This is a genomic window from Pantoea sp. USHLN298, assembly GCF_037149395.1.
Taxonomy (GTDB): Bacteria; Pseudomonadota; Gammaproteobacteria; order Enterobacterales; family Enterobacteriaceae; genus Pantoea; species Pantoea astica.
Map to the genome: position 1 here is coordinate 149,561 of NZ_JBBCRO010000008.1, position 24,706 is coordinate 174,266.

Genomic DNA, 24,706 nt, shown 5'->3' on the forward strand with positions numbered 1-24,706 from the left:
ACCCTCATTATTTAGTTGGCGGTTCACGGAACCCTACCAGCTTAGAACCATCAGAGGTGAACCTGAGCGCGCGACCATCAGGTGCAGTAGCTTCAACAACTGTAATTCTTTGCTTATTCTCAAAAATAACTCTATTTTCAATTTTAGTATTGGGATTACTCAAAATTTCGTTGACTATAGTTTGTGCTTCCTGATTCAAAACAGAGGCTTTCTGGCTAGAATACGTATAGACGGAACCTTCTCTTCCTCCATGCTTTTGCAAGGCCCGTCCAGCATCTGTTAATCCATTTCGATTTGGTGAAGAGGCTGCCTGATTTAACTGGGCCTTGGAGGGAGTATCCGAAGATGCATTATTGCGCGCATTCTCCTCATCCTGAGGTTCCCAGCCGCCCGGCGTACCCGACCCTGCTCCACCGTATTCAGCCTTCTCTGCATCGGTCAGATTTGCTCCCACATTTGGCGCTGAGTCACTGTCAGAACCATACTTATCCTGCAAAGAACTCAGATACTTCCCGGTGATCTCATCGTTACCCATCATTTGCAGGGTGACAAGATGCTCCAGTTCATCAGAGGTCATTTTATCAGCTACATCTTTAATGGCCAGTCCGGCAAGCCCTGTGATTCCGGCTTTCGCACCAATCTCCAGCAACTGCTCTGCAACCTTATTCCGGCAAGGTGAAAGTGCGGCACAACCACGCGCAACCAGTGCAAGATTATTGTTTTCAACCGCGTTCTTACCCGCCTGCGCGCCCGCCACCGCATCCGCCGTGCTGTCACCAACCACGCCGCCCGCCAGACCCGCCGCCAGCGTACCCAGCGCACTTATCGTCTGCCGCTGCTCCTCAGACAGGTCACTGCGCTTAACCCCCGGATACAGCTGCTGCGCGATGTACTCGCCCATCACCGCGCCCGAGGCGCCCGCCAGCGCCGAGTTGCCCGCCGCATACGAGGTTACCGCACCCAGCACCGCGTGCGCCATCAGGTTCGCTTCGGTATTAACCTTGCCGTTCGCGTCCGTGGTCAGCTCGTGTATCTTTTCCGCAAGGTACGGTGCCGACGCGCCGCTTATCGCCTGCGCCACGTTCCCGCCCGACAGGCCCTGCACCGCCGCCGTCACCGCGCTGATGGCCCGCTGCACCTTACCGCCGGTGCCGAACCCGCTGTCAACGAACGCCTGATTGTAGAAGTTGCTGTAAACCTGTTTACTGACGTCGTCTGCGCTGTACTGCTTCGTCGGATCCTTGGCTTTAAGCTCAGCCAGCGCCCTGTCGCGGTCGGTCTGCGTGACGCCGGACATCTTCTCGTTCGCCTCCCGGGTTGCGATGATCTCACCCTGCGTCCGCGCAATATCGCCCGCCTGGCTGCCGATTTCCCCTATCAGCTGAGCCGCCTTCAGCCGGTTCTGCTCCTTCTCCTTGTCGAAGATGGTCTCAAGACCCGGATTCGCATTTTCCACGTCGCGGCTTAAACCGGCAACGTCCTGCTTCTGCTTTTCCTTATCGCGGATAACGATGGTGCCTTCGCTCACCGCCGCCTTCGTCACAGAGTCCGCGCTGCCGCTGTCGTTCAGCCCCGCCAGCATCCCGTTCGCCATGTTGCCGGCGAACTGACCGCCCACGCTGCCGCCGGTGCTGATGCCCGCGCTCTGGTGCTCCACCTTATAGTCCGCGTGGTTCTCAATGTTCCCGAAGCCCAGCGTGCCGGTGTCCAGCTTATTCTTACCGGCGGCAGCAGTGGAAGCGATGACCGCCCCGTTGAGCTGCGTGTGCTCACCCACGGTCACGTCAAAGCCGCCGCTGCCCGCAAATATCCCGGTCTGCTCCGCCACGCTCTGCCAGGTGCTGTGCATCTTATCCCGGCTCACGTTCACGTTCGCCGACCCGGTCATTGAGCCGAACGTGACGCTGCCGCCCGCGCTGGCGATCTGCTGTCTGCTGTCGTAGCGGTCGCTGTCCTGCTCCGAGGCCAGCGTCAGGTTGCGGCCCGCGTCCACCTTCACGCTCTCACCGCTGGCCTGCGCGCCCCTGAGCGTGGTGTCGCGCCCGCTGGTCAGGCTGAGCCGGTTGCCCGCGTCCAGCGTGGTCTCGCTGTGCGTCAGCCCGTTGCCTTTTTCACTGCCCTTCGCCGCGTTGACGCTCGCCGACACGCTGATGCCGTAGCCGCCCGACCCCGCGCCGATACCGACGCCGAGGCTGCCGCCTTTGCTGCTGTTTTTGCTGTCGGTGCTCTGCGTGTTCTGCCCCGACTGCAGCAGGATGTCCCGCGACGCATCAAGCCCCAGGTCGCCGCCCGCCTTCAGCTGGCTGCCGGTGATGCTGATGTCGCCGCTCTGCGCCGTACCGTTTTTGCCGGTTGCCGTGACGGTCAGGTTCCGGCCCGCCGTCAGCGTGCTGCCCTGCGACTGGCTGCTCTCGGTACGCGTCTCGCTTTTCGACGACTGGCTGCCGTACGAGGCGCTGACGCCGATGGTGTTGCTACCGCCTTCTCCGCCGTTCTGCAGCCCGTCCATCTGAGCCGCCTGTGCCGCCTGCACCCCGTTCAGCGCCGCCTGGGTGTTCTGCAGCGCGCTGACCCGACCGTCGCCCGACTTCCTGGCCTGCTGCGCGCTGCTCACCGCCGTGTTGAGCGCGCTGCCCGCCGTGCCTGACAGGGCGATGCTCAGACCGCTCTGTTTCTGCTCGAAGGTTTCCTTACGGCTGCGTGAATCAACGCCCGGGTCGACAGTTACGCTGTCGCCTGTCAGGTTCAGGTCCTGACCCGCCACCAGGTCTGCGCCGCCGACGTGCAGCCGGTTGCCCGCCGTGATGTCCACGCTGCCCTGGCTGCTGCCGACGGTGCTGACGCTCTGGCTCTGGGTCGTGCCCTTCTCATCGATTTCATGGCGGGTGGACTGCTTGCCGATAGTGAAGCCGATGCCGCCGCTGCCCAGCAGCCCGCTCTTTTTATTCTCCTGCAGCTGATAATGGCTGTCGGTCTCGGTTGCCGCGCCGATCTCCACGTCGCGCCCGGCCCGCAGACTGACGTCCCGATCGGCAGCCACCGCCGATCCGGTCACCGTCAGGTCGCGTCCGGCGATGACCGTGACGCTTTCGCCGCTCAGCAGGCTGTCGTTCTCGCGGGTGGTAACGTCCCGAGTCACGCTATGACCGCTGCTTTTTTTCAACAGACTTTTATTCTCTGAGCGCTCTTCGCTGTAAAACGACTCACGTTCGGTGGCGCTGTTCAGCACCACGTCCCGCTTCGCCTGCAGCCCGACAGCGCCCTGTTCGCTGTGAAGCGTACTGCCAGTGACGGTAACATCGTTCTCCCGCCCGATCACCACCACGCCCTGCTGCCCGCTGAAGGTGCTGCCGGTGCTGCTCTCACGTGTGCTTTCCTCCTCGCGGTGGCTGCGGGTATTGCCTTCGCGCTTGTTCTCGCTGTCCTGAGCTAACAGGCTGGCGCGCGCATCTTTAATGGTGACGTTCTGCGCGCTGACGCCAATGTGGCCCCCGGTGCTGTCGACCTGCGCGCCTTCGGCCAGCAGGTTATTACCCGCCACCAGCGTCACACCCTGAGCGCCGCTCAGGGTGCTGAGCAACAGACGATCTTCCTGGCGACTGTTGCTGACCGACGAGGTGCGGCTGTCAGCCTCAAGATGGGTGGTATTGGTGGTGGTTTCAGCCCTGATAGTGATATCGCCCGCTGCCTGCACATCGAGCTGGCCGCCAGCATTGGCCTGACTGCCGGTGAGTGTGACGTCCCGCCCGGCTGAGAGAAGAAGATTGCCTCCGGCGTTGAGTTCACTGCCGAGCGCCTGCTGCCATTCACCACTAACATGCGCCAGCCGTGAACCAGCCTCTTCCATGCCGTCGCGGGTACGGTTCCCCATCGAGCCCGATATGAAAGCAAGATCCGCGGTATGGCTGCTTTTCGCAGCGGTAATGGTCAGGTCGTTGCTTGCCAGCAAGCTAAGATTATCGGTGGCATCCAGCTTCGCTCCAGCGAGCGTAATATCAGTACCGCTGAGACGAATATCATCGGCGCTCATCGTCGCCTGACGCAGCGCATCCTGCAAATTAGTGCTGATTGTCAGTTGGTCGGCCCGCACATTAATGCTGCCCGCCTTGATATCGCCGCTTTGATGCAGAAACTCTCCGGCATCGATGGACAGCGCCTTGTCAGCAAACAGGTTAGCGGCATTGGTCACGCTGTCGGCCGAGAGTTGCAGGTTGCCTCCACCAATCACTGCCCCATCCCCGGTTAACCGCAGCGTGGTCTGTGCCAGATAAACTTTCGGCACCCACACTGTCTGAGGGCCGTCTGCCGTATCAACAGTTTCGCTGACCAGCCAGACGATATCCTGTTGCAGCGCCGCGATTTGTTGCGGCGTCAACGCCACGCCCGGCACCAGATGGAAATCCTGCGCCACTTTAGAGCCGTTGTTCATCAACTCCTGATACTGCGCCATCGCATCCCAGCCGTTAACGGAAGGCCTGCCGGTCAGTTTCAGCACCTGCTCGCGCACCAGTCGCTGCTCGTAGAAACCGTCACCCAGGCGCTTATGCACCTGTGACGGATCGTAACCCACCTGTTCGAGCAGATAGTCGCTGCTGATAAATTTGCTCTGGCTGGTAAAGCGCTCGTCAGTCACCACCAGATACGGGCTGCCCGCCGCGGTATGCTGACTGAACAGGCCGTTATTGGGGAGGGTTGTGGCGACTCTTTCCAGTTGTTGCAGCGCCGTCAGGGCCAGCTCTGCCGGTAACAGCGGCCGTCCTGGCTGAGATGGGGAGCTGAGGCCGGACTGCGTAAGCTGGCCGCCCGCTGCAAGTTCTGTGTCGCCGTCATGACGGGCAATGCCGTCTACAGCAAAGGCCAGCGGATTTCGTTCATACTCCGCACGCTCAGCGTCCACTGCCTGCAGCGCCGCTTCAAGCTGGCTTATCTGCGCCTGATTGACCGTGGTGTTGGTGATGCTGAATCCGTTTATCGTGACGTTTCCGTTGCCGGTAATGATGCCGTCAACGGTTGCCAGGGCGGTGGTCTCGTCACGATTAAAGGTCGGATACCAGTGATGGGTATCCTTGTCATAGTGGTCGACAATCACTTCCTGCCGTCGCTCATTGACCGAATAGCCCCGGTTATCTACGCTTCCCCCACCTTCATGTGTCAGGTTGCCATTGGCGGTAATAACGCTGGCGTCATTGAGCAACTTATCCGTGATGCGCAGGATCATGTTGCCACCCGCCAGAATACGGGCTCCGATGCCTTCGCTTACCAGTTGGTCGCGTGTAACCGTGCCAGTAGCAGTACGCTCACGCAGATTATTGTAATCGGAGACAAACGGCGCACTATCGATGTCGATGTGACGTTCCGGGTCCCACTGTTCAATTTGCCCAATGTTATGTTCGCGCCAGAAGGTATTGTGATAAGGCGTCGGGGCACCCTTCTGGCGGTATCCACGGGTCTCATAAAAAGTCATGGCATAGCTGCCGTCGGCGTTGGGTTTAAGCGCCAGATAATTTATCCACAGCTCAGTCAGTTGACCTTGATTGTTTTTGACACGCACCTGAGCGCGTTTGCCCGCCGCGTCAATCGCCAGCAGCGTGCCGTAAGGATTACTCTGCGCCGCTGCCTCATCCTGGAAAGTCAGTTGCTGTGTGGTCGACGCCATGGTGCTGAGATCGGTGCTCACTGCTGAGCCGTAAGATCGCCAGTAGTAGTTATATCGATGCCACTTGTAGTCGCTGGTCTCAGCCTCACGCTCTATCACCAGCCCTTCGCGCAGGTTATCGAGCCGCCGCGCCTCAATCGTTGCATCACCGTCCGTTTCGATAAAACTTGCCCGATTCTCAATCAGGTCATCACTGTGAAGGTGCATCCGGTCGCCGCTATAGAGTAGAGCGCCGTCCCGGTTGGTCAGGCGCTCACCGGTCTGCAGCGTCAGACTTTCAGTCGCCGCGATGACTGCAGGCTGTCCGTGGTTGTCAATCACCCGGCCACGCACGATGACCTCATCGCCCATCACGGTGGCGCTGTTATCCAGCGAGTCGACATTCAGCGTCAGGGCATCAGCTTCAAGACGCCCGCTGTTCAGCAGCGCACCGGTAGTGAGCTGAACTGTTTTGCCCACCAGCATCGCAGGATTGGTTATGGCCGAGGCATTCAGCACCAGATTACCCGGCAGCAGCCAGTCAACCAGGTTAGTCAGTGCCCCGCTTAGAGAGAAGGTTACCGTCCCGTTACTGCTGATAGTTTCGCCCGCGTTGTGGGTATAGTCCTGTTGCGCGGTCAGCGTCAGCGCCTGCAAGCCCAGCAGCGTGCCGTCCTGATTATTGAAAGAGTGTGCATGGATGCTCAATGCGCCAGCACTCTCCAGCCTTCCGCTCTGATTGAGCAGCACCAGCGGTGAATCAGTCGGTGAGAGATCACCGTTGATGGTGAGGTCGCCATTCGCCAGCACCCGTCCCTGCCGGTTGTCCAGTTGTGCAACACCGCGCAGCATGAGCGTACCAGCGCTTTGCAGCCGTCCGGCGCTGTTATCGATATCACGGACAGAAATGTCGGTGTAGGTGGTGCCGAGTAACAGGCCACCGTCGCGGTTGATAAAGCGATCGGCCTGCAGTGAGAGTCCCGCCTGGCTGCTGATCATGCCCTGTGAACGGTTATCGATCGCCGTGGCGTTCAGCACTAAATCCTGAGTGGCGACCATCTGTCCGCTCTGGTTGTTCAGCTGAGTGGCATTCAAAGTCAGCACCGCCCCGCTGTGAACTTTGCCCTGCTGATTATTGAGCGTGTCGACATGATAGAAGCCCGCGCCCTGGCTGATCAGCGTGCCGCTGGCATTCTCCAGCAGCCCGGTAGTCAGGTTTATCGTCTCAAGACTGCTGAACACGCCCTGACGGTTATCGATCGTCGCGGCATTGATTTGCTGTCCGCCGTTGCTGCGTACCGCACCGCCACTGTTATCAATCTGACCAGACAGCTGCAGGGTAAGCTGTTGCTGACTGTCGATGTTGCCGCCTGCGTTGTTCAGCACCTGCGCATCCAGCTGAAATACTTCGCCGCTCTGCACTTTACCGGCCCGGTTATCCAGATCACCGGCCAGGTTCAGCCGTGACTGCCGCTGGCTGTAGAGCAGACCGCCCTGGGTGTTATCAAGACGCGCAGCGGTGATAGTCAGCGCCTCACCAGCCAGCCACTGGCCGCCCGTATTGTTTATGTTACCGGCGCGACTACCGTCGGTCTGACCTTGCACCGTCAGTTGCTGCTGGGCAGAAATCTTACCGGCAAGGTTGTTGATGTCCTGAGCAACACGTAACACCATGCCAGCTGCCGATTGCAGCACGCCGCTGGCGTTACTGAGCCAGTTCGCCGTGAGTTCCGCCTGCTGCTGACTTTGCACACTGCCCGCCGTGTTATCGAAACCGGCACTGGTGGCAGTCCAGCTCGCCTGGCTGCCCATCCAGCCCTGGGCATTGCCCATCTCCTGCGCCTGGAGGGTCTGGTTTAACCGGCTGAAAATTCGGCCATTGCTGTTATCCAGACGGCCGGAGAACTGCATATCCAGCGTGTCCAGCGCATTGATCGCGCCCTGAGCATTCAACAGATTCGCGGCGCTGGCCTGCGTGCGGCCATTGCCGGTAAGGCTGCCGCCCTGATTGTCCCAATCGCCCGTCAGATTGAGCGTAAGTGCCTGCTGGCTAAAAATCACTCCTGACTGGCGATTGGTCAGCGATCCACCCTGCAGGAGAAGATCGCCACCGCTTTGCAACGATCCGCCATCGTTATTAAATAGCGTCGCTGCGGTGCCACGGATCGCGAGCGCGTTTTGCGCCGTGAGTTTGCCACCCTGGTTGAGAATAGTGCCGTGGCTGGTAAGGGCGAGATCACCGCCAGATTGCAACCGGCCGCTGCCGTTATTGAGCTGGTCTGCCGTCGCCGTCACCCGCTCACCGCCCTGCGCCATACCGTCACGGTTCTGCCAGAGTCCGCCGCTGTTGAGGGAGAGATGATGACCCGCTTCGATCCAGCCGCCGCTGTTATCCAGGCCCTGTGGCGTCGCCAGACTCAGATCTTGCAGCGCAATCAGTTTGCCCTGGGCATTATCGATCTGGCTGGTGTTAAGCAGCAGTGATTTACCGCTGATTTCACCTGAACGGTTGCTCAGCTGGCCCGAGGTATTCAGGGTCAGCTGCTGGCCGCCGAGAATCTTACCTGCCTCATTCTGCATCTCACGCGCCGCCAGTGTGGTCAGATCGTTACTCTGAAGCGTTCCACCACGGTTATTGAGTTCGCCATCGGTACGGATAGTCAGTGCGTCACCCGCACCCAGTAGCCCCTGTGTGTTGTCAATCCCCTGACCGGCAGCGAGATCCAGCGTCTTCTGGCCAATCACTTTGCCCTGAGTATTGTCGAAGCTGCTGCTGTTCACCTTCAGCGCGGTGCCGCTGATTTCACCTGTGCGGTTGCTGATCTGATCGTGCACGGAGAGGCTTAATTGCTGGCTGGAGAGCAGTTTGCCGTCGTCGTTATTGAGGCTGCTGGCTTGCGCGCTGAGCTGCGTTTCGCTTTGCGCCGTGCCGCCACGGTTGTTCCATTCACCGGTGTGAATATCCAGCGCTCCGCGCGCTACGATCTGGCCAGCCTGATTGTCCAGTCCACTTACTGTCAGGCCGAGGTCGCGCTGGCTGACGATCTCGCCCTGCGCATTATTCAGATGCTGCACATTCAGCAACAGCTGACCGCCGTTCAGGGTGCCGGACTGATTATTCAGGTCAGCACCCGCGCTGAGCGTCAGCGCATCACCGGCCAGCAGCTTACCCTGACTGTTGTTAACAGCCGCGCTGGCATTCATAGTCAGTGCCGCCTGGGTTTTGACGGTACCACCCTGGTTAGTCAGGCTGCCTGTTTCAAGCGTCAGATCGCCGTTGTTACCCAGCTCACCCGCGGTATTGTCGAGCAGACCGTCAATCCGCCAGGTTTGCGCCACGTTGTCGAGTGCGACCATGCGCCCACGCTGGTTATTCAGGGAGGCGGCCCGGAAGCTGAGCTGCCGGCTCTCAATCGTTCCGTCGCTGTTATCCAGACCACCACTCAGTGTGAAGCGGCTTTCGCCACTTCCGGTCTGTGACCATCCGGCTTGCTGGCTGAACAGGCTGCGTCCATCGATCTGCCAGCGCCCGGCGCTAATCTGCGCCTGCTGCGCCTCAATATCACCTGCCGTGTTAATCACCAGCTCATCACCATTGATCACCGCCTGACGCACGGCAACACCCCCTTCCTGAGCCGTCAGCGTTGCGCGGCTGGCCGCGATCTGAGCGCCACTGAGATCGACCCGGCGTCCACGCACGCTGACCTCTTTTTTGCTCAGCAGGCTGCCGCTGGCGCGAATGACATCCTGGCTCTCAAGCTGCAGATTAGCTTCCTGCACAACCTGGCTGCTGGCATCGCTGCCTGCCAGCAGGTGTCCGCTGCTCTGTATGCCGCGGGCCGCGGTCAGCCGCACATCACCTGCCGCCGCCAGGGTGCCGGACTGAGTGATTCCGCCTTCGCGGCTCCGGACCGTCAGCTGACCACCACTGTGGAGTTTGCCCTGATAGTCAATATCCTCTCTGGCCGCCAGGCTGATGTCGCCTCCAGCCTGCGTCACGCCATCCTGTGCCGCCGATTGCCAGACGAGCTTACCTTCGCTACTCACCACCAGCGTTTTGCCCGCCTGAACCTGGGCATTCTGATTACGTACGCCAACGCCCGCTTCGGTGCCAATCATGCGGATCTGGCCGCTGTACATGCCGCCCATCTGCCCCATGTCGATCGCCAGTTCAGGTCTGGCGCTGCCGTCGTCAGCCAGCGGTGTGACCGTCTGTGCGTCTGCGCTTACGCGGTTGCGACCGGCCACCACCGCCAGCTCTTTTTTGGCCCAGACGCCCGCATTGATCTCCACCGCGCGGGCCAGTACGTCAACGTACTCAGTATCGTGACGGGGATCGCCGTTGAGTCCGCCGCCTTCAATGCGCACCACGCCACGTTCGACCTGATAACCCGCCAGGCTGCCGTCAGCATTGAGTTGTGGCTTGCCAGTGGTCAGCGTCATGCGGCCGGCGTTGATGGTGCCGCATCCGTTACAGACGATCCCGGCCGGGTTGGCAACGATCACCTGCGCCCGTCCGCCCGCCACTTCCATATAACCGCGTAGCTGGCTGGGATTATTGCTGTTTACTTCGTTGATGATCACCCGCGCCGCTGGGGCGTTTGGGTTGAGTTTCGGGTTGCCCTGAATCATTCCGGCCAGTTGTGTTGAGGTCATCACTGCGGAGTTATTCAGGATGGCGCCGTTCTGCGCGACGTCGAATTGCTGATACTGGTTATGCGAGATACCCGCCTGATTGGGGGCCGTGATATTGACCTGTGGCAGCCCGTTCTGGGTAGCGATGATATCCGGCCGCTGTCCTGGCGTAGCATTACTATCCGCTACAATGCCGTTCGCCATTGCTGGCCCGGCAAACAGGGCCAGTCCAAGCAGCCACGTCGCACGGCGTAGAGTGACCCAGAGGCGCGCCGAACCGTTGCCACCACTCTGGCCCGGTTCAGTGCTGCAACTGCGGGCCAGTTCCGATACCACGCGGAGTTCCCCATGGGTACGGCTGAAGATAATACGATAGCAATGTTTATTCATGGGTCACATCCGTGAGAAAAAGCGGTCCATTCAAATCGTTAGCGAAGCGGGAAAGCGGGCTTTGCCGATCAGATTTCCAGATTAATGCTAAAACCTGCCGTTGCGCCTGAAGTATGAAAACCTGCAGGCTTATAGAGCGGCATACCAGCAAACAGGTCATAGCTGAACCGTTGCCATAGTGCGCCACGCACGCCAAGTGCGCTGCCAGCCAGTTGATGTCCAACCAGGTAGTGCGTGCCGGGTCCGCTTACCCGGCCATAATCGGCAGCCAGATAGAGCTCATGCCCGCGCGAGAAAAGATTCCAGCCGATTTCATTACGCCATAGCAGTCCTTTTTCCCCCGACAGCATCTGCTCACCGTCGAAGCCGCGTACCGTATAACGGCCGGCAATTGCCATTCGCTCCTGTGGCGTCAGGGCATTCGGACTCCATTGTCCCCGCACACTGCTGTAGACCCGCCAGGGCTGCTCGCCCACGGCGAAAGGATGGTTGATGCCGAGGTCGCCCAGCAATATGCCGGTACGCGCGCTGCCCTGATGACGCGACTCTTCCGGCGCAGGAAGCGCATTAAACGCCCCGGTACCGCGCCGCCAGGCGATACTGGCGTCCAGCGTGCTGCTCCCCAGATAGCTATGCTGATTCAGGCCCAGCTCCCAGCCTGCGGTGCGCCGCTTTTGCTGCTCAATGTTGATATCGTTGACGGCGTTGGTGGCGTGCTTTCGATAGCCGCGCAGGTTAAGCGTGGTTTTGTTCGACTGATCGCGGTAGAGCAATCGGGAGACCGTGAGCTGGAAATTATCGCTCTTGCCGCTGTAGCGCAGCACCTCATTGGCATTGGGGATGTTCTGGTGATAGGTGTAGTCGTTATAGTTGGCGGAAACGGCCCAGTATCCTATCGGGAAAAAGTAATTCAGGGTGTGCGAGCGGTTGCCGAAAGGCCCATGCTCAAACAAATTTTTGCCGATGTTGGCGTAGAACAGATCGTTTTGCGCAAAAGGCGCATCCACTGCGAGGGTGGCGGAACCGAGATAGCGCCCGGTAGTTCTGGAGCCGCTGTCATCCAGTCCCAGACTGAGCCGCACCGGGCGGCCTTCCTGCCAGTTGACCTGCAGATCGCTGGTGGCTTCCTTGTCGCCAGGCACGATTTTAATGTCGGCACTGGCACTCGGCACCCGCTTAAAGTTCTCCAGACCCTGCTCAATATCCCGCAGATTCAAAATATCGCCCGATGATGCCGGAATCGCATTCCACAACCGTCCGCGCCAGGACACCGGTTCATCAAAGCGGATCTTGCTGATACGGCCCGGCTGTAACGTCAGCGTTAACACACCTTTGGTCAGATCCTGCTCCTGCGCCATTACGCGCGTGGTGACATAGCCTTTGGCGAGAATCGCATTCTGCACTTTGTTGATGGCGAGGACGATCCCCTGGCTGCCCAGGCAGCGGCCGGTGGCGTCTGCGGCGGCATTGAGCGCCCACTGAAACTGGCTGGCTGCCTCGCCAGTCAGTACAAGGCGATCAACGATAAAACAAGGGTGCTCACTGACAGGATAATCGGGCAGCAGTCTGTCGGGCCGGGGAAGATGCTCATTAGCCTGCGGCGCATTCTGCTGTTGCAGCGCACGTTCACGCGCCTGCTGACGCAACTGCTCGCGAGCATCAATCGCCTGACTTTCCTGTTGGCGGGTGTCTGCTGGCGTGGCCGCCAGCAGGGGTAAAACGCAGCTAAACAGCGATCCCGCCAGCACGACGAATAAACGCGTTAGCGATAACCTGAGGAATAAAAAAATTCGTTTCATGAAAATCCGTTTCATTAATTTTAACCGGCTGTAATTACTGGCGAATTATCTACCTGAAAATCAGAAAAACAATAGAATATCTTTTTTTCAGGCGGTTTCTTAACAGGAGGATTACCGAAATATATTACGTGTAATGCGGCCATTTAATTTTTGTAATAATCTGATATGGATGGGCCGTTTAATTTAAATTTATGTTGGCAAAGGGCGTTATAACGATTATTTATTGCTTTATGAGAATTGAGGTTATTTAAAGGTTGAAAACAGTTGCCGTCAGATAACAGGCAGAAAAGGCTTTAGAGGCGGGAAAATTTAATAAAAAAGGGACGATATCTCGTCCCTTTTCCATACTGCACTGAAAGGTTTACTGCAGCAGCGAGATATCCGCCACCTGCAGGAACAGTTCACGCAGTTTCGCCAGCAGCGTCAGGCGATTAACCCGCACCGCCGGATCATCCGCGTTGACCATCACCTTATCGAAGAAGTTATCTACGGCTTCACGCAGCTGCGCCAGTTCAATCAGCGCATCCTGATAACGGCCTTCGGCGAAGTAAGGCTGCAGCTTGCTGCTCAGCGCGGTGACAAAGGTCGCCAGCTGAATCTCTTCATTCTCTTTCAGCAGCGACGCCTGCACGCTGTCATTCAGCGTTTCGGTCGATTTTGCCAGAATGTTAGAGACGCGCTTGTTGGCGGCGGCCAGCGCAGCGGCGGCATCCAGCGTACGGAAATGCGACACCGCTTTCATGCGGGCATCGAAGTCTGCCGGACGGGTCGGACGACGCGCCAGTACCGCCTGCAGCGTATCAATGCTGTGACCTTCTTCCTGATACCAGGCGCGGAAGCGGCCCAGCATAAAGTCGATCACATCATCCACCACGCGAGCGTTGCTCAGCTTGCTGCCATACAGACGCACCGCTTCTTCGGTGAGGGTTTGCAGGTCGAGCGGCAGGTTCTTCTCAACAATAATACGCAGCACGCCCAGCGCCGCACGACGCAGTGCGAACGGATCTTTGTCGCCTTTTGGATGCTGACCAATGCCGAAAATACCGGCCAGCGTATCCATTTTATCGGCAATCGCCAGCGCACAGGCGACCGGGCTGGAAGGCAGCGCATCACCGGCAAAGCGTGGCTGATACTGCTCATTCAGCGCCACCGCCACATCTTCGGCTTCGCCGTCGTGGCGCGCGTAGTGCATCCCCATCACGCCCTGAGTGTCGGTGAACTCGAAGACCATGTTGGTCATCAGGTCACACTTCGACAGCAGGCCGGCGCGGGTGGCGTGATTCACATCGGCACCAATTTCACCGGCAATCCAGCCCGCCAGCGCCTGAATACGATCGGTTTTATCGCGCAGCGTGCCCAGCTCTTTCTGGAACAGCACCGTTTCCAGCCGTGGCAGATGATCTTCCAGACGCTTTTTGCGGTCGGTATTGAAGAAGAACTCCGCATCGGCCAGACGCGGACGCACCACTTTCTCGTTACCCCAGATAATCTGGCGCGGATCGCTGGATTCGATATTGGTGACAAAAATGAAGTTCGGCAGCAGGTTGCCGTCATTGTCATACACCGGGAAATATTTCTGATCGCCTTTCATGGTGTAAACCAGCGCTTCAGCCGGCACCTTGAGGAATTTCTCTTCAAAGGTGGCGGTCAGGACGACTGGCCACTCCACCAGCGACGTGACCTCTTCCAGCAGGCTGTCGCTGAGATCGGCATTACCGCCCAGACGGCGCGCGGCCGCTTCGGCATCAGCCTTGATCATCGCTTTACGGGTCTGGTAGTCGGCGATCACTTTACCGCGTTTCTCCAGCACATCCGGATACTGATCGGCATTATCAAGGGTGATGTCCTGTTCGCCCATGAAGCGGTGACCACGAATAGTCCGCGCCGAGTCGATGCCCAGAATGGTGGCCGGGATCAGCTCTTCGCCGAGCAGCAGGGTCACGGTGTGAACCGGACGGACAAACTGCACATCGCTGTCGCCCCAGCGCATCAGTTTTGGCACCGGCAGTTTGCTCAGCGCGGTAGCGATCATCGCTGGCAGCAGGGTTTGCGCAGCTTCACCCTTAACCTGGGCGCGATAAACCAGCCATTCGCCTTTATCGGTGCTCAGACGTTCAGCCTGATCAACGGTGATACCGTTACCGCGTGCCCAGCCTTCTGCGGCTTTGGTGGCGTTACCGTCGGCGTCAAACGCCGCGCTGACCGCCGGACCGCGTTTTTCCACTTCCCGATCGGGCTGGGAAGCGCTGAGGTTAGCGACTTTCAGCGCCAGACGGCGCGGCGCGGCAAACCAGGTCACCTCACCGTGGTTCAGGTTAGCGGCATCAAGTTCCGCAGTAACCTGCGCAGCAAAGGCTTCAGCCAGGCTGCGCAGGGCTTTTGGTGGCAGCTCTTCGGTGCCGATCTCCACCAGGAAAGTTTTGTCAGTCATGGCTGCCTCTTACTTTTTGTTATTGCACATCGGGAAGCCCAGTGCCTCGCGAGAGGCGTAGTAAGCTTCAGCCACGGCTTTCGTCAGGGTGCGGATACGCAGAATATAGCGCTGGCGCTCGGTGACCGAGATCGCTTTGCGTGCATCCAGCAGGTTAAAGCTGTGTGCGGCTTTCAGGATGCGTTCGTAAGCGGGCAGCGGCAGCGGTTTTTCCAGCGCCAGCAGATGCTGCGCCTCTTTCTCGTACTGCTCAAAGCAGGTAAAGAGGAAATCGACGTCGGCGTATTCGAAGTTATAGGTGGATTGCTCCACTTCGTTCTGATGGAACACGTCGCCGTAGGTGGTTTTACCCAGCGGACCGTCGCTCCACACCAGATCGTAGACGCTGTCGACGCCCTGGATATACATCGCCAGACGCTCCAGGCCATAGGTGATCTCACCGGTGACCGGCTTGCACTCCAGGCCACCGACCTGCTGGAAGTAAGTAAACTGCGTCACTTCCATGCCGTTGAGCCACACTTCCCAGCCCAGTCCCCAGGCACCCAGCGTCGGGTTTTCCCAGTTATCTTCCACGAAGCGAATGTCATGCACCGTCGGGTCCATACCCAGCTCTTTCAGCGACCCGAGATACAGCTCCTGAATGTTGTCCGGTGACGGTTTAATGATCACCTGGAACTGGTAATAGTGCTGTAAGCGGTTCGGGTTCTCACCGTAGCGACCATCGGTCGGACGGCGAGACGGCTGCACGTAAGCGGCGGCGATCGGCTCCGGGCCGAGTGCGCGCAGGCAGGTCATCGGGTGTGAAGTGCCAGCGCCTACTTCCATGTCCAGCGGTTGAACAATGGTGCAGCCCTGACGTGCCCAGTAATCCTGCAAGGTCAGGATCAGGCCCTGAAAGGTCTTGGTATCAAACTTTTGCATGTTGAATTTGCACGCGATTGGCTAGATGAAAAAAGAGGGCAACAGTATACCCTTTGACCGCGCGATGTGCAGCCGGAAATCCTGTGCGGTTGCGGCGCGGTTTCACCGTAATCGCCTGTTGCAGCCATACAGAGGTCTCTGAATCCTGCGGCCAAAGGTTGTTGCCGTCGCCGCGCCTGGCTACCCTTCTTCGCACGGACGCTATGCGCAAGAGGACGCCATGCCGCAGAAGATTTACTGGATCGATAATTTACGCGCGGTTGCCTGCCTGATGGTGATCGTGATCCACACCACCACCTGGTATATCACCGGCCCCATGGCGGTAACCGGCGCCAGCTGGGATGTTGCTAACCTGCTGAACTCCGCCTCACGGGTCTGCGTACCGCTGTTTTTTATGATCTCCGGCTACCTGTTTTTTGGTGAGCGCAGCGCGCAGCCGCGCCACATGATACGGCTGGTGCTCTGCCTGTTATTTTACAGCGCCGTGTCGCTGGCCTACATCACCTGGCTGACGCCGATCAGTGAAGGGCGCTCGATTCTGAAAATGCTGCAAAAGCCGGTTTTTTATCATCTGTGGTTCTTTTTTGCGCTGATCGGCATCTATCTGATGTCGCCGCTGATACAGGTGAAAAGCGTGCAGGCGCGTTATGTGGCGCTGCTGGTGCTGGTGCTGGCGGTACTGGCCAATCCCAATACCGTCAGCCAGTCGCTGGGGCCGTTTCACTTTCTGCCGGTCAACCTCTATGTCAGCGGTGACAGCATCTATTATCTGCTGTATGCACTGTTAGGACGGGCGATCGGCACCATGGAGACGACAAGACGTGGGCTGACGCCTGCCGCCACTGGCGTATTTATCGCCTGCGTCATAGGCATTGCGCTGGGCACAAAGCAGGCGTTACGGGTCAACGGGGCGTTTAACGACACCTGGTATCTCTACTGCGGGCCTCTGGTATTTATCGCGGCGATCAGTCTGCTGATGGTGTTTAAAAACGCGCTTAACCAGCGCGCGCTGCCGGGTTTAGCGCTGATTGCGCGCTATTCACTGCCGATCTACGGTTTTCACGCGCTGTTTATCCACTATCTGCGTACCCATCATTACGACGATATGTCACGTCCGTGGCTCGATCTGCCGTGGGTATTCGGCGTCACGCTGGGCGGCAGCCTGCTGCTGGCGATGGTGCTTAAACGCGTCGATAAACGTCACTTCGTCAGCTGACGGGCTGCGCGCACTGCTGACACGACAGGCCGGGCACGGCTGAAGCCTGTTATACCAGGTCCCAGCCGCGGGCGCGCCACAGCGCGGGCAGCTCCGCCATGTTGTCGAATCGCGTTACCAGCGGATGATCCAGTTCCGGGTTATGCGCATCGGCGCAGTAGTAGAAGACCGGAATACCGGCGGCAATGCCGGCACGCGCGCCCGCTTCAGAGTCATCCACCAGGATGCAGCGCTCAATCGCGACCTGCATCTGCTCGGCAGCGTGGTACATCAGTTCCGGATCGGGCTTCCAGTGCAGAATGTCATAACCGCTGTAGAGACGATCAGCAAACCGCGGCAGCATGCCGGTTAAGCCCAGCGAGTGCTGCATCTTCTTCACCGTTCCGTTCGACACCACGCACATCGGCACTTTGATCTGCTCAACCAGCGCTTTCGCGCCGTCGATCGGCTTGAGATGCTGGTCAAACAGCTGTGCCACTTCGGCACGGTAGGCGGTTTCCACCTCTTCCATCGGTAACGACGTCTGATGCGCTTCACCGACGTCGCGGATGATGTCGTACAGTTTGACGCCTTTATACTGCTCAAACATCTGCTGCAGCGACAGGTCGATGCCATAGCGGGCGAAGGTATTGACGTAGGCCTGGGTACAGAGCAGTTCGCTGTCCACCAGCGTGCCATCGCAATCGAAAAAGACGCATTCTACTGACATCAGACTCTATCCTTTGATTTTATGGGCGTCCCTCACTCTACCGTACTGAGCGAAGATTGCGAGAGTGGCAATCGGTTGCGAAAAATCATTGTATTGGCCTGGTAAAATCGCCAGGATACGCGCCGATGATTTTTTCTTCTGGATGGATGGCATGAGCAAGCAAGGCCTTTTGCAGCGCATCTTTAAACTGCAGGAACATGGCACCACGGTGCGCACCGAAGTGATCGCAGGGGTAACCACCTTTCTCACCATGGTTTACATCGTCTTTGTGAACCCGCAGATCCTTGGCGTGGCCGGTATGGACACCCAGGCGGTGTTTGTCACCACCTGCCTGATTGCCGCCTTCGGCAGTATTCTGATGGGGCTGTTTGCCAATCTGCCGGTGGCGCTGGCACCGGCGATGGGGCTGAACGCCTTTTTCGCCTTTGTGGTGGTGGGCGCGATGGGCTATTCCTGGCAGGTCGGCATGGGCGCGATCTTCTGGGGTGCGGTGGGCCTGCTGATCCTGACGCTGCTGCGGGTGCGCTACTGGATGATTGCCAACATTCCGCTGAGTCTGCGCGTCGGCATCACCGCCGGGATTGGTTTGTTTATCGCCATGATGGGGCTGAAAAATGCCGGCATTATTGTGCCCAATCCCGATACGCTGGTGGCGGTAGGCAACCTGACTTCGCACAGCGTACTGCTGGGCGCGCTGGGTTTCTTTATTATCGCTATTCTGGCGTCACGTAATATCCATGCCGCCGTACTGATCTCTATGGTGGTCACTACCGCCATTGGCTGGATGCTGGGTGACGTGAAGTTTGTTGGCCTGTTTTCCGCGCCGCCGGCCATCAGCTCAGTGGTGGGCCAGGTCGACATCAAAGGTGCATTCAACATCGGCATGGCTGGCGTCATCTTCTCCTTTATGCTGGTCAATCTGTTCGACTCCTCCGGCACGCTGATCGGTGTCACTGACAAAGCCGGGCTGACCGATGAAACCGGCACCTTCCCGCGTATGCAGCAGGCGCTCTATGTTGACAGCATCAGCTCGGTCAGCGGCGCGCTGGCAGGAACCTCTTCGGTCACCGCCTACATTGAAAGCACCTCGGGCGTCGCGATTGGTGGCCGCACCGGTTTGATGGCGGTGGTCACCGGCGTGCTGTTTTTGCTGGTGATGTTCCTGTCGCCGCTGGCGGCCATGGTGCCAGGCTACGCCGCAGCCGGTGCGCTGATTTATGTCGGCGTTTTGATGACCGCCAGCCTGTCGCGCGTGCGCTGGGATGATTTGACCGAAGCGGTGCCCGCTTTCGTCACCACCGCGATGATGCCGTTCAGCTTCTCTATTACCGAAGGCATTGCGCTGGGCTTTATCGCTTACTGCGTGATGAAACTTGGCACCGGCCGCTGGCGCGAAATCAGCCCTTGCGTGGTGATTGTCGCACTGCTGTTTGTGCTGAAGATTGTGTTTATCGACGCACATTAACCGCCGCGATAGCCGCATCAGGCCGCTCCCGTCAGGGCAGCGGCCTTTTTTATTTCAGCACCCCAAGCTGACGCAGATGGGCAAAGCTGGCGTCCGTTGTGCCCTGCGGATGAAACTCCAGGCTGACCCAGCCGTCATAGTTGAGGTTATCCAGCAGCGTGAACAATCGCCCGAAATCGACTTCGCCGCTGCCGGGCTGGTGACGACCGGGAACGTCCGCAATCTGGATATGCGCGATACGGTCGATAAAGGCGGGCAGCACGCGATACGGATCTTCACCGGCGCGCAGCGAATGCCAGAGGTCATATTGCACCGCCAGATTATCACTGCCGATCTGGTCAAACAGTCGCACCGCCTGCTCCACGCCGGAGATCACTGCGCCGGGCACATCACCGTGATTAATCGGCTCCAGCACCAGTTGAATGTCATGCGCCCTGAGCGCGCTGGCCGCCAGGGCAAAATTTTCGCGCAGGGTAGGCAGAGGATCGCCCTGTCCCGCGGCCGGTCCTGACGGGCAGTTAATACGTGGCGGTTTCAGCTGCTGCCCATAGCTCACCGCCTGGTCGATAGCACGGCGGAACTCCTCACGCCGCGCCGGTTGCGCCGCGAATCCACGGTCACCGGCATCCCAGTCACCCAGCGGCATGTTAAACAGCACCAGCTGCTGCTGATTGCGATCCAATGCCTGCTGGATATCGGCGCTCTCCAGGCCATAGGGGAAGAAAAATTCGACCGCCTCAAATCCGGCTTCAGCGGCGCGATCGAAGCGTTCATAAAACGGATATTCGGTGTAGAGCATGGTCAGATTAGCGGCAAAACGAAGCATAGTCTCTCCTGTAAGGTGTCGCCCGGCAGCCTGACCGCCAGGCGAGAGCGGTTAGCTGATTTGGGTGCTGCCGGTTGGCAACGGCGCGGCCGGCGGCGCAAAACGGATAAACAGCGTGCCGATCACGTAGAGCGCGGCGCACAAGGTAAAGAAGGTCAGCACACCGCCATAGCCGCCGGTGAGCTGCAGGATCAGGCCAGCGAGGATCGGCACCAGAATGCCGCCCACGCTGCCCGCCATATTCATAAAACCGCCGACCAGACCGGCGCGCGCCGGATGGGCGATCAGCGCCGGAATGCTCCAGTAGATACTGCCGCCGCCGGTCAGGAAGAAGGAGGCGACCGACAGCATCGCCACCGCGGTAATCGGGTTAGCGACATCCGGCAACGCAAAGAAGATCAGCAGCGTAACGCCGCCCGACAGCGCAATCAGGCTCTTCACCACCGTTCCGTGCTGAAAGCCACGCTTCACCAGCGCATCGACGGCGAACCCGGCACCGAGTGATCCTGCTGCGCCCAGCATAAAAATCACAAAGGTGGCGTTACCGATGGAGCGCAAATCGAAGCCGCGTGCCTGCGCCAGATAGCTGGGTCCCCAGGTCATCAGGCCAAAGTAGATCATCGCCCAGGTCGCCCGGCCAAACATCAGACCGCACAGCGATCGCCAGTCGACGCCCGGACCGGCTGGCGGCGGCGCATCCGGCTGCGCACCCTCGTCACGACCCTGTCGTATCTGCGCCAGTTCGGCGGCGTTAACCCGTGGGTCCTCTTCCGGACGATCGCGCAGCTTGTACCACGCCAGCAGCGCCAGCGACATGCTGAACAGGCCGGCGACGATAAACGCCAGCCGCCACGAATCGAGCATGTCGATCAGATAGGCGATGATCAGTCCACCAAACGCCACACCCAGCGGGCTGCCGCAATCCATGATGGCTGCGCCGCGGCCGCGTTCCGATTTCGGCATCCAGCTGGCATTCATTTTGCCGCCGGAGGGCGAAATCGGCGTTTCGGCAACGCCCAGCGCAATGCGGGCGAAAATCAGCGACAGTCCGCCCGTCGCCAGCGCCAGCCCAATCTGGCTAAGGCCCCAGAGTATGCTGGAGAACGTCAGTACCTTACGCGGACCAAAGCGGTCCAGCGCCCAGCCGCCCGGCACCTGCAGCAACGCGTATGACCAGAAAAAACTGCTGAGAATCAGTCCCTGCATGGCAGGCGACAGGTGAAACTCATCTTTGATAAACGGAATGCCGATGGAAAGCGTGATGCGATCCATCAGATTGACCGCCAGCAGGACAAAGAGTACGGCGAATATGCGCCAGCGAACCCGGGTGGGCTGGGCCGCGGTATCGGAATCAGGGTGTAACGCTTGCATAACTTTCTCCCGCTTGTCAGTGGCGATGCCGGAAGCATTCCGGACACTGAACATATGTTCATTAACATATCTTATGTATAGCCATTAAAGCGGATTCTCAGAGAAAAGATTTGCGACAGCTCACACTTCCGTAAATGCAGTCAAAAAGGGCTGCAACAGGACAATAATCTGAATAATAGCGCCATATCATTGATACCGGTGACTAACCAGTCGTGCAAAAAATCCCGTCACGCCGTCAAAAATGTGAAGTCAGCCGCATTAATCCCGGCAACATTACGCTTTTCTTGATGAACAAAAGTTTTCATTAATAACTTATGAATAAATCAGGAGGCAGGATGAAAAAGACCGCGCTGGTGCCCTCAGCTCATATTGCTGAGCTGTTCTTTCCGGATATGCAGGATGAAAGCAAAGTCGTCGATATAGCTGAGCACCTCAGTCAGCAGCCATTTTATCGTTTCATTGAAACCGGCATGGTGATGCAAGCGGCGCAGGCCCGACGACTGCGGGATATCAGTGAAACGCAGCAGGTGAAGCTGACACAGTGGATGACCTTTGTGTTGAATCAGCAAGGTCTGAACCTCAGCAGCCCTGATCCGATTCAGCGTAAGCGCAGCATGAAACGGGCCTGCGAACTGGTGCATCGTGCTGCCGACTGTGGCGCAACCCGGATTGCCTTCGTCAGTGGCAGCGATCCCGGCGAGGCACTGCGCGAAGCGGCCAAAAGTGCACTCGGCGAGACGCTGGAACAGATCGGTGAAGTGATGAGTCAATACCCGCAGATGATCATGCAGCTGGAGCCGCTGGACCGCTTCGCCCATAAATGCCAGCTCATCGGCCCCACTGACGAAACCCTGAACTGGATGAAGCCGCTGCGCCGGACCTGTCCACGGCTCTATCTCGCCTGGGATAGCGCGCATGTGGCATTGAATCAGGAAGATCCGATCGCGGCTCTGCGTCAGTCCGGATCGCTGATCTCACAGCTGCATTTATCCAATGCCATACTCGATCCGCACGATCCGGGTTACGGCGATCACCATATGCGTTTTGGCGCGCCTGGCTTCCTGACGCCCGCCGTGGCGGCGGAGATTGTGGCCGCAGCCCGTCAACTGCCGGACGATCCGCTCTTAGAGGAGCGCAGCATTGCAGTGGAGATGCGCACCACCGATCGGGACGATCGCTGGCAGACCGAGCTGGCGTGCCGGGATTTTCTGCAACAGGCACTCGTCGGGGCAGCGCAGACAGCCTGACACCGCCGGTACGCCGCGTGCGTACCGGCTAAGGAACGGTCCGTTAGTGGTCTGCAGCCAGCCGATAACCCAGCATCTTTTCCAGCGCCAGCCGCGACCGGATTAGCACTTCAAGGCTGATGGCCGGATCAACCGGCTGGTCAGCCCGCTGCGGCCAGCTGTCGGGCTGGCGGTACATTCGCAGAGGGATCTCCAGGCTGGCCGGGATAGCATTTTCCGCCAGCGCCTGAAGCAGCGGCGCATAATTGAGTTCACCTTCTCCCATCGGCGGGAAATGATATTCTCCATTCTGCCGCATCACATCTTTAAGGTGGCAATGCCGGGCGCCAGGCAGCATCGTCAGCGCCTCGGCGATCGGATCCTGCTGCGGACAGAGCGACACCATGTTGCCGGGATCGAGATTAAATGCCACCGCCGGATGGCTGACGGACTCCAGCAGCGCGAAGCCATCCTCCGCCAGCGCAAAGGCGTCATAGTCAGGATCGCCCCCATTCTCGATACACAAAATGCAGCCCGCCTCTTCGGCAATCGGTGCCATGCGTCGCAGGTTATCTATTAATGCCGCACGATCATCGCGTCGCGCGGTGCAGGCGTTAAGATAGCGGGCACCAATCTGCTGAGCAAAAGCCACCCGCAGACGGAATTGCTCCACCGCATCCGGGGCTGCCAGATTAATGGTGCAGCCAAGTGCATGCATCTTCAGACCATATTGCTGTTTAAGATCGTTGATGCGTGCGACATTCTCCCGGCCAAACAGGGCCGGATCGAGTTGCCCGACATAGCCCTGATTGTAAGCCAGCTCAATGTAAGCAAAACCCGCGTCGCGTACGGTACGAAAGGCAACTTCCGGCGGATGCCCATCGAACATGGCGCTGTTCACGCCCAGCTTCATTTTTTCCATCATCCTCTCCTCAGGCGCGGCCATTGACGGCAGCGCTGGTGATCCTCTGCTTAACAAAAGCTCATCTTGATTACTTATGTTCAACTTTATAGAAACAAACAGCGCGGAATGAAGTGATGACGGTCACAAAAGTCTGCATCAAGCCCACGAGGTAGCAGCGTTGCGGTCGGGATCACAGCCAAAAATATGAATTTTTTCAGCGGGATTGTCACAGATGGGTCAGCGCAGCGGCCGCATGAACAGATGAACCACTTACTTTCTTGTGATCGTAATGTTGGGGTTTTACGCGATATGCAGGTGGTGCTCAGCCGCTAGATTTCGGGATGCAGACTGCGTTCGGTAGGCAGGCTAGTCAGCCGCAGAGCGCGGGGACCAATATTGGGTTTACTCATTTCCACTTCGCGTAAAACGATCCACTGGTGGTCATTATCCATCTCCCACAGATGCAGGCGCTGGGTCGCCGGTGAAAGCGCACAGGACCAGACCAGCGTCGGCTCAGCATCGCATACCACCTGAATATCCGGAAAGAGTGATGAGCGCAGGCGGCCTGCGCCTGGCAGCAGACGCAGTGAATCCAGCCCCTGCTGGCGCTCACCTGTCAGCTTGAGAATGCTCTGGCGCAGCGTCCAGATTTGCGTCACGGCTTCGACAAAATCCTGCTGGGCATTAATCCAGGCGATCTCGCCGGAGGTTAATCCCTGCATCAGCTGCTCCTGAGTCTGGCGGCTGCGCGCCCGTACAATTTCCATATCCAGCCCGGCTCGTCCGCCCTCTTCAGCCAGCAGCACGCCGACCATATTACCGGCATAGGCAATGCTGAAATCAGGCAGATCGCTGTCAGCAAAAGCGGGTCGCCCGTTGCTGTCGGTAATCAGGCGCGGCAGCTGATTAATGCCATAAACCCGCAGCATCAGTTGCGCCAGCAGCGTCCGCGCGGCAAGAAAACGTCCACGGCGCTTATCAGCAAACTGCTGTGCCGTGTCAACGATATCCTGGGGAATGCGCATATCTTCTGCAGAAAAGTCGGGATTGCCCGTCCAGCGTACAAAATGACCAGCCATCTGTCGCTCCGTGAAAATGGTCAGATAATCATCAGCTGCATTGTAAGAATTTTCTTAGCTTAATGCACCCGGCATCACACAGATTGGGGTAAATTCGGA

Annotated in this window: 12 protein-coding genes; 3 read left to right on the top strand and 9 right to left on the bottom strand. The window is 58.5% G+C overall.

The features are described 5' to 3' along the window. Positions 1–7: 7 nt before the first annotated feature. The 4 genes from WFK59_RS19920 to glyQ form a co-directional block, all read right to left on the bottom strand. Positions 8–10,660 carry a hemagglutinin repeat-containing protein gene (locus WFK59_RS19920; protein WP_336756989.1) on the bottom strand — a complete coding sequence of 3,551 codons (10,653 nt, stop codon included), beginning with the start codon at positions 10,658–10,660 and terminating at the stop codon, positions 8–10. A gap of 68 nt (positions 10,661–10,728) precedes the next feature. Then, positions 10,729–12,459 carry a ShlB/FhaC/HecB family hemolysin secretion/activation protein gene (locus WFK59_RS19925; protein ID WP_336756991.1) on the bottom strand — a complete coding sequence of 577 codons (1,731 nt, stop codon included), beginning with the start codon at positions 12,457–12,459 and terminating at the stop codon, positions 10,729–10,731. Between the two features lie 361 nt (positions 12,460–12,820). Next, positions 12,821–14,890 carry a glycine--tRNA ligase subunit beta gene (gene glyS / locus WFK59_RS19930; RefSeq protein WP_094119866.1) on the bottom strand — a complete coding sequence of 690 codons (2,070 nt, stop codon included), beginning with the start codon at positions 14,888–14,890 and terminating at the stop codon, positions 12,821–12,823. A 9-nt stretch (positions 14,891–14,899) separates the two neighbouring features. Next, on the bottom strand, positions 14,900–15,811 hold the full coding sequence (gene glyQ, locus WFK59_RS19935; protein ID WP_031375581.1) for a glycine--tRNA ligase subunit alpha: 912 nt from the start codon (positions 15,809–15,811) through the stop codon (positions 14,900–14,902). 220 nt (positions 15,812–16,031) lie between these two features. Here glyQ and WFK59_RS19940 point away from each other — a divergent pair, with 220 nt between their 5' ends. Continuing rightward, positions 16,032–17,027 (top strand): acyltransferase, encoded by a 996-nt coding sequence (locus WFK59_RS19940; protein WP_233985726.1) that lies wholly within the window; start codon positions 16,032–16,034, stop codon positions 17,025–17,027. Positions 17,028–17,076: 49 nt separating this feature from the next. On the opposite strand, the gene yieH is transcribed toward WFK59_RS19940, so the two are convergent. Further along, on the bottom strand, positions 17,077–17,736 hold the full coding sequence (gene yieH, locus WFK59_RS19945) for a 6-phosphogluconate phosphatase (protein ID WP_233985727.1): 660 nt from the start codon (positions 17,734–17,736) through the stop codon (positions 17,077–17,079). A gap of 151 nt (positions 17,737–17,887) precedes the next feature. Between yieH and WFK59_RS19950 the strand changes: the two genes are divergently transcribed. Next, complete coding sequence (locus tag WFK59_RS19950; RefSeq protein WP_233985728.1) at positions 17,888–19,201, top strand: NCS2 family permease; 1,314 nt, start codon at positions 17,888–17,890, stop codon at positions 19,199–19,201. 49 nt (positions 19,202–19,250) lie between these two features. On the opposite strand, the gene WFK59_RS19955 is transcribed toward WFK59_RS19950, so the two are convergent. Both WFK59_RS19955 and WFK59_RS19960 read right to left on the bottom strand, forming a co-directional pair. Beyond that, complete coding sequence (locus WFK59_RS19955; RefSeq protein ID WP_336756996.1) at positions 19,251–20,027, bottom strand: hydroxypyruvate isomerase family protein; 777 nt, start codon at positions 20,025–20,027, stop codon at positions 19,251–19,253. A 51-nt stretch (positions 20,028–20,078) separates the two neighbouring features. Next, complete coding sequence (locus WFK59_RS19960) at positions 20,079–21,398, bottom strand: MFS transporter (RefSeq protein WP_336756998.1); 1,320 nt, start codon at positions 21,396–21,398, stop codon at positions 20,079–20,081. 335 nt (positions 21,399–21,733) lie between these two features. On the opposite strand from WFK59_RS19960, the gene WFK59_RS19965 reads away from it, so the two are divergent. Further along, positions 21,734–22,645, top strand: coding sequence for a sugar phosphate isomerase/epimerase family protein (locus WFK59_RS19965; RefSeq protein WP_336757000.1), 912 nt, complete (start codon positions 21,734–21,736; stop codon positions 22,643–22,645). A gap of 43 nt (positions 22,646–22,688) precedes the next feature. On the opposite strand, the gene WFK59_RS19970 is transcribed toward WFK59_RS19965, so the two are convergent. Then, the gene (locus WFK59_RS19970; RefSeq protein ID WP_336757001.1) at positions 22,689–23,546 is read right to left on the bottom strand and encodes a sugar phosphate isomerase/epimerase family protein; all 858 of its coding nucleotides are present in this window, start codon (positions 23,544–23,546) and stop codon (positions 22,689–22,691) included. A 311-nt stretch (positions 23,547–23,857) separates the two neighbouring features. After that, positions 23,858–24,607, bottom strand: a complete 750-nt coding sequence (locus tag WFK59_RS19975) for a 4'-phosphopantetheinyl transferase family protein (RefSeq protein ID WP_233985733.1) — start codon at positions 24,605–24,607, stop codon at positions 23,858–23,860. Positions 24,608–24,706: the final 99 nt, after the last annotated feature.

What these genes read in the sequence shown, in the direction of transcription:
- WFK59_RS19920 (WP_336756989.1), bottom strand. Translation starts at nt 10,660, where the DNA reads ATGAATAAACATTGCTATCGTATTATCTTCAGCCGTACCCATGGGGAA.
- WFK59_RS19925 (WP_336756991.1), bottom strand. Translation starts at nt 12,459, where the DNA reads ATGAAACGAATTTTTTTATTCCTCAGGTTATCGCTAACGCGTTTATTC.
- glyS (WP_094119866.1), bottom strand. Translation starts at nt 14,890, where the DNA reads ATGACTGACAAAACTTTCCTGGTGGAGATCGGCACCGAAGAGCTGCCA.
- glyQ (WP_031375581.1), bottom strand. Translation starts at nt 15,811, where the DNA reads ATGCAAAAGTTTGATACCAAGACCTTTCAGGGCCTGATCCTGACCTTG.
- WFK59_RS19940 (WP_233985726.1), top strand. Translation starts at nt 16,032, where the DNA reads ATGCCGCAGAAGATTTACTGGATCGATAATTTACGCGCGGTTGCCTGC.
- yieH (WP_233985727.1), bottom strand. Translation starts at nt 17,736, where the DNA reads ATGTCAGTAGAATGCGTCTTTTTCGATTGCGATGGCACGCTGGTGGAC.
- WFK59_RS19950 (WP_233985728.1), top strand. Translation starts at nt 17,888, where the DNA reads ATGAGCAAGCAAGGCCTTTTGCAGCGCATCTTTAAACTGCAGGAACAT.
- WFK59_RS19955 (WP_336756996.1), bottom strand. Translation starts at nt 20,027, where the DNA reads ATGCTTCGTTTTGCCGCTAATCTGACCATGCTCTACACCGAATATCCG.
- WFK59_RS19960 (WP_336756998.1), bottom strand. Translation starts at nt 21,398, where the DNA reads ATGCAAGCGTTACACCCTGATTCCGATACCGCGGCCCAGCCCACCCGG.
- WFK59_RS19965 (WP_336757000.1), top strand. Translation starts at nt 21,734, where the DNA reads ATGAAAAAGACCGCGCTGGTGCCCTCAGCTCATATTGCTGAGCTGTTC.
- WFK59_RS19970 (WP_336757001.1), bottom strand. Translation starts at nt 23,546, where the DNA reads ATGGAAAAAATGAAGCTGGGCGTGAACAGCGCCATGTTCGATGGGCAT.
- WFK59_RS19975 (WP_233985733.1), bottom strand. Translation starts at nt 24,607, where the DNA reads ATGGCTGGTCATTTTGTACGCTGGACGGGCAATCCCGACTTTTCTGCA.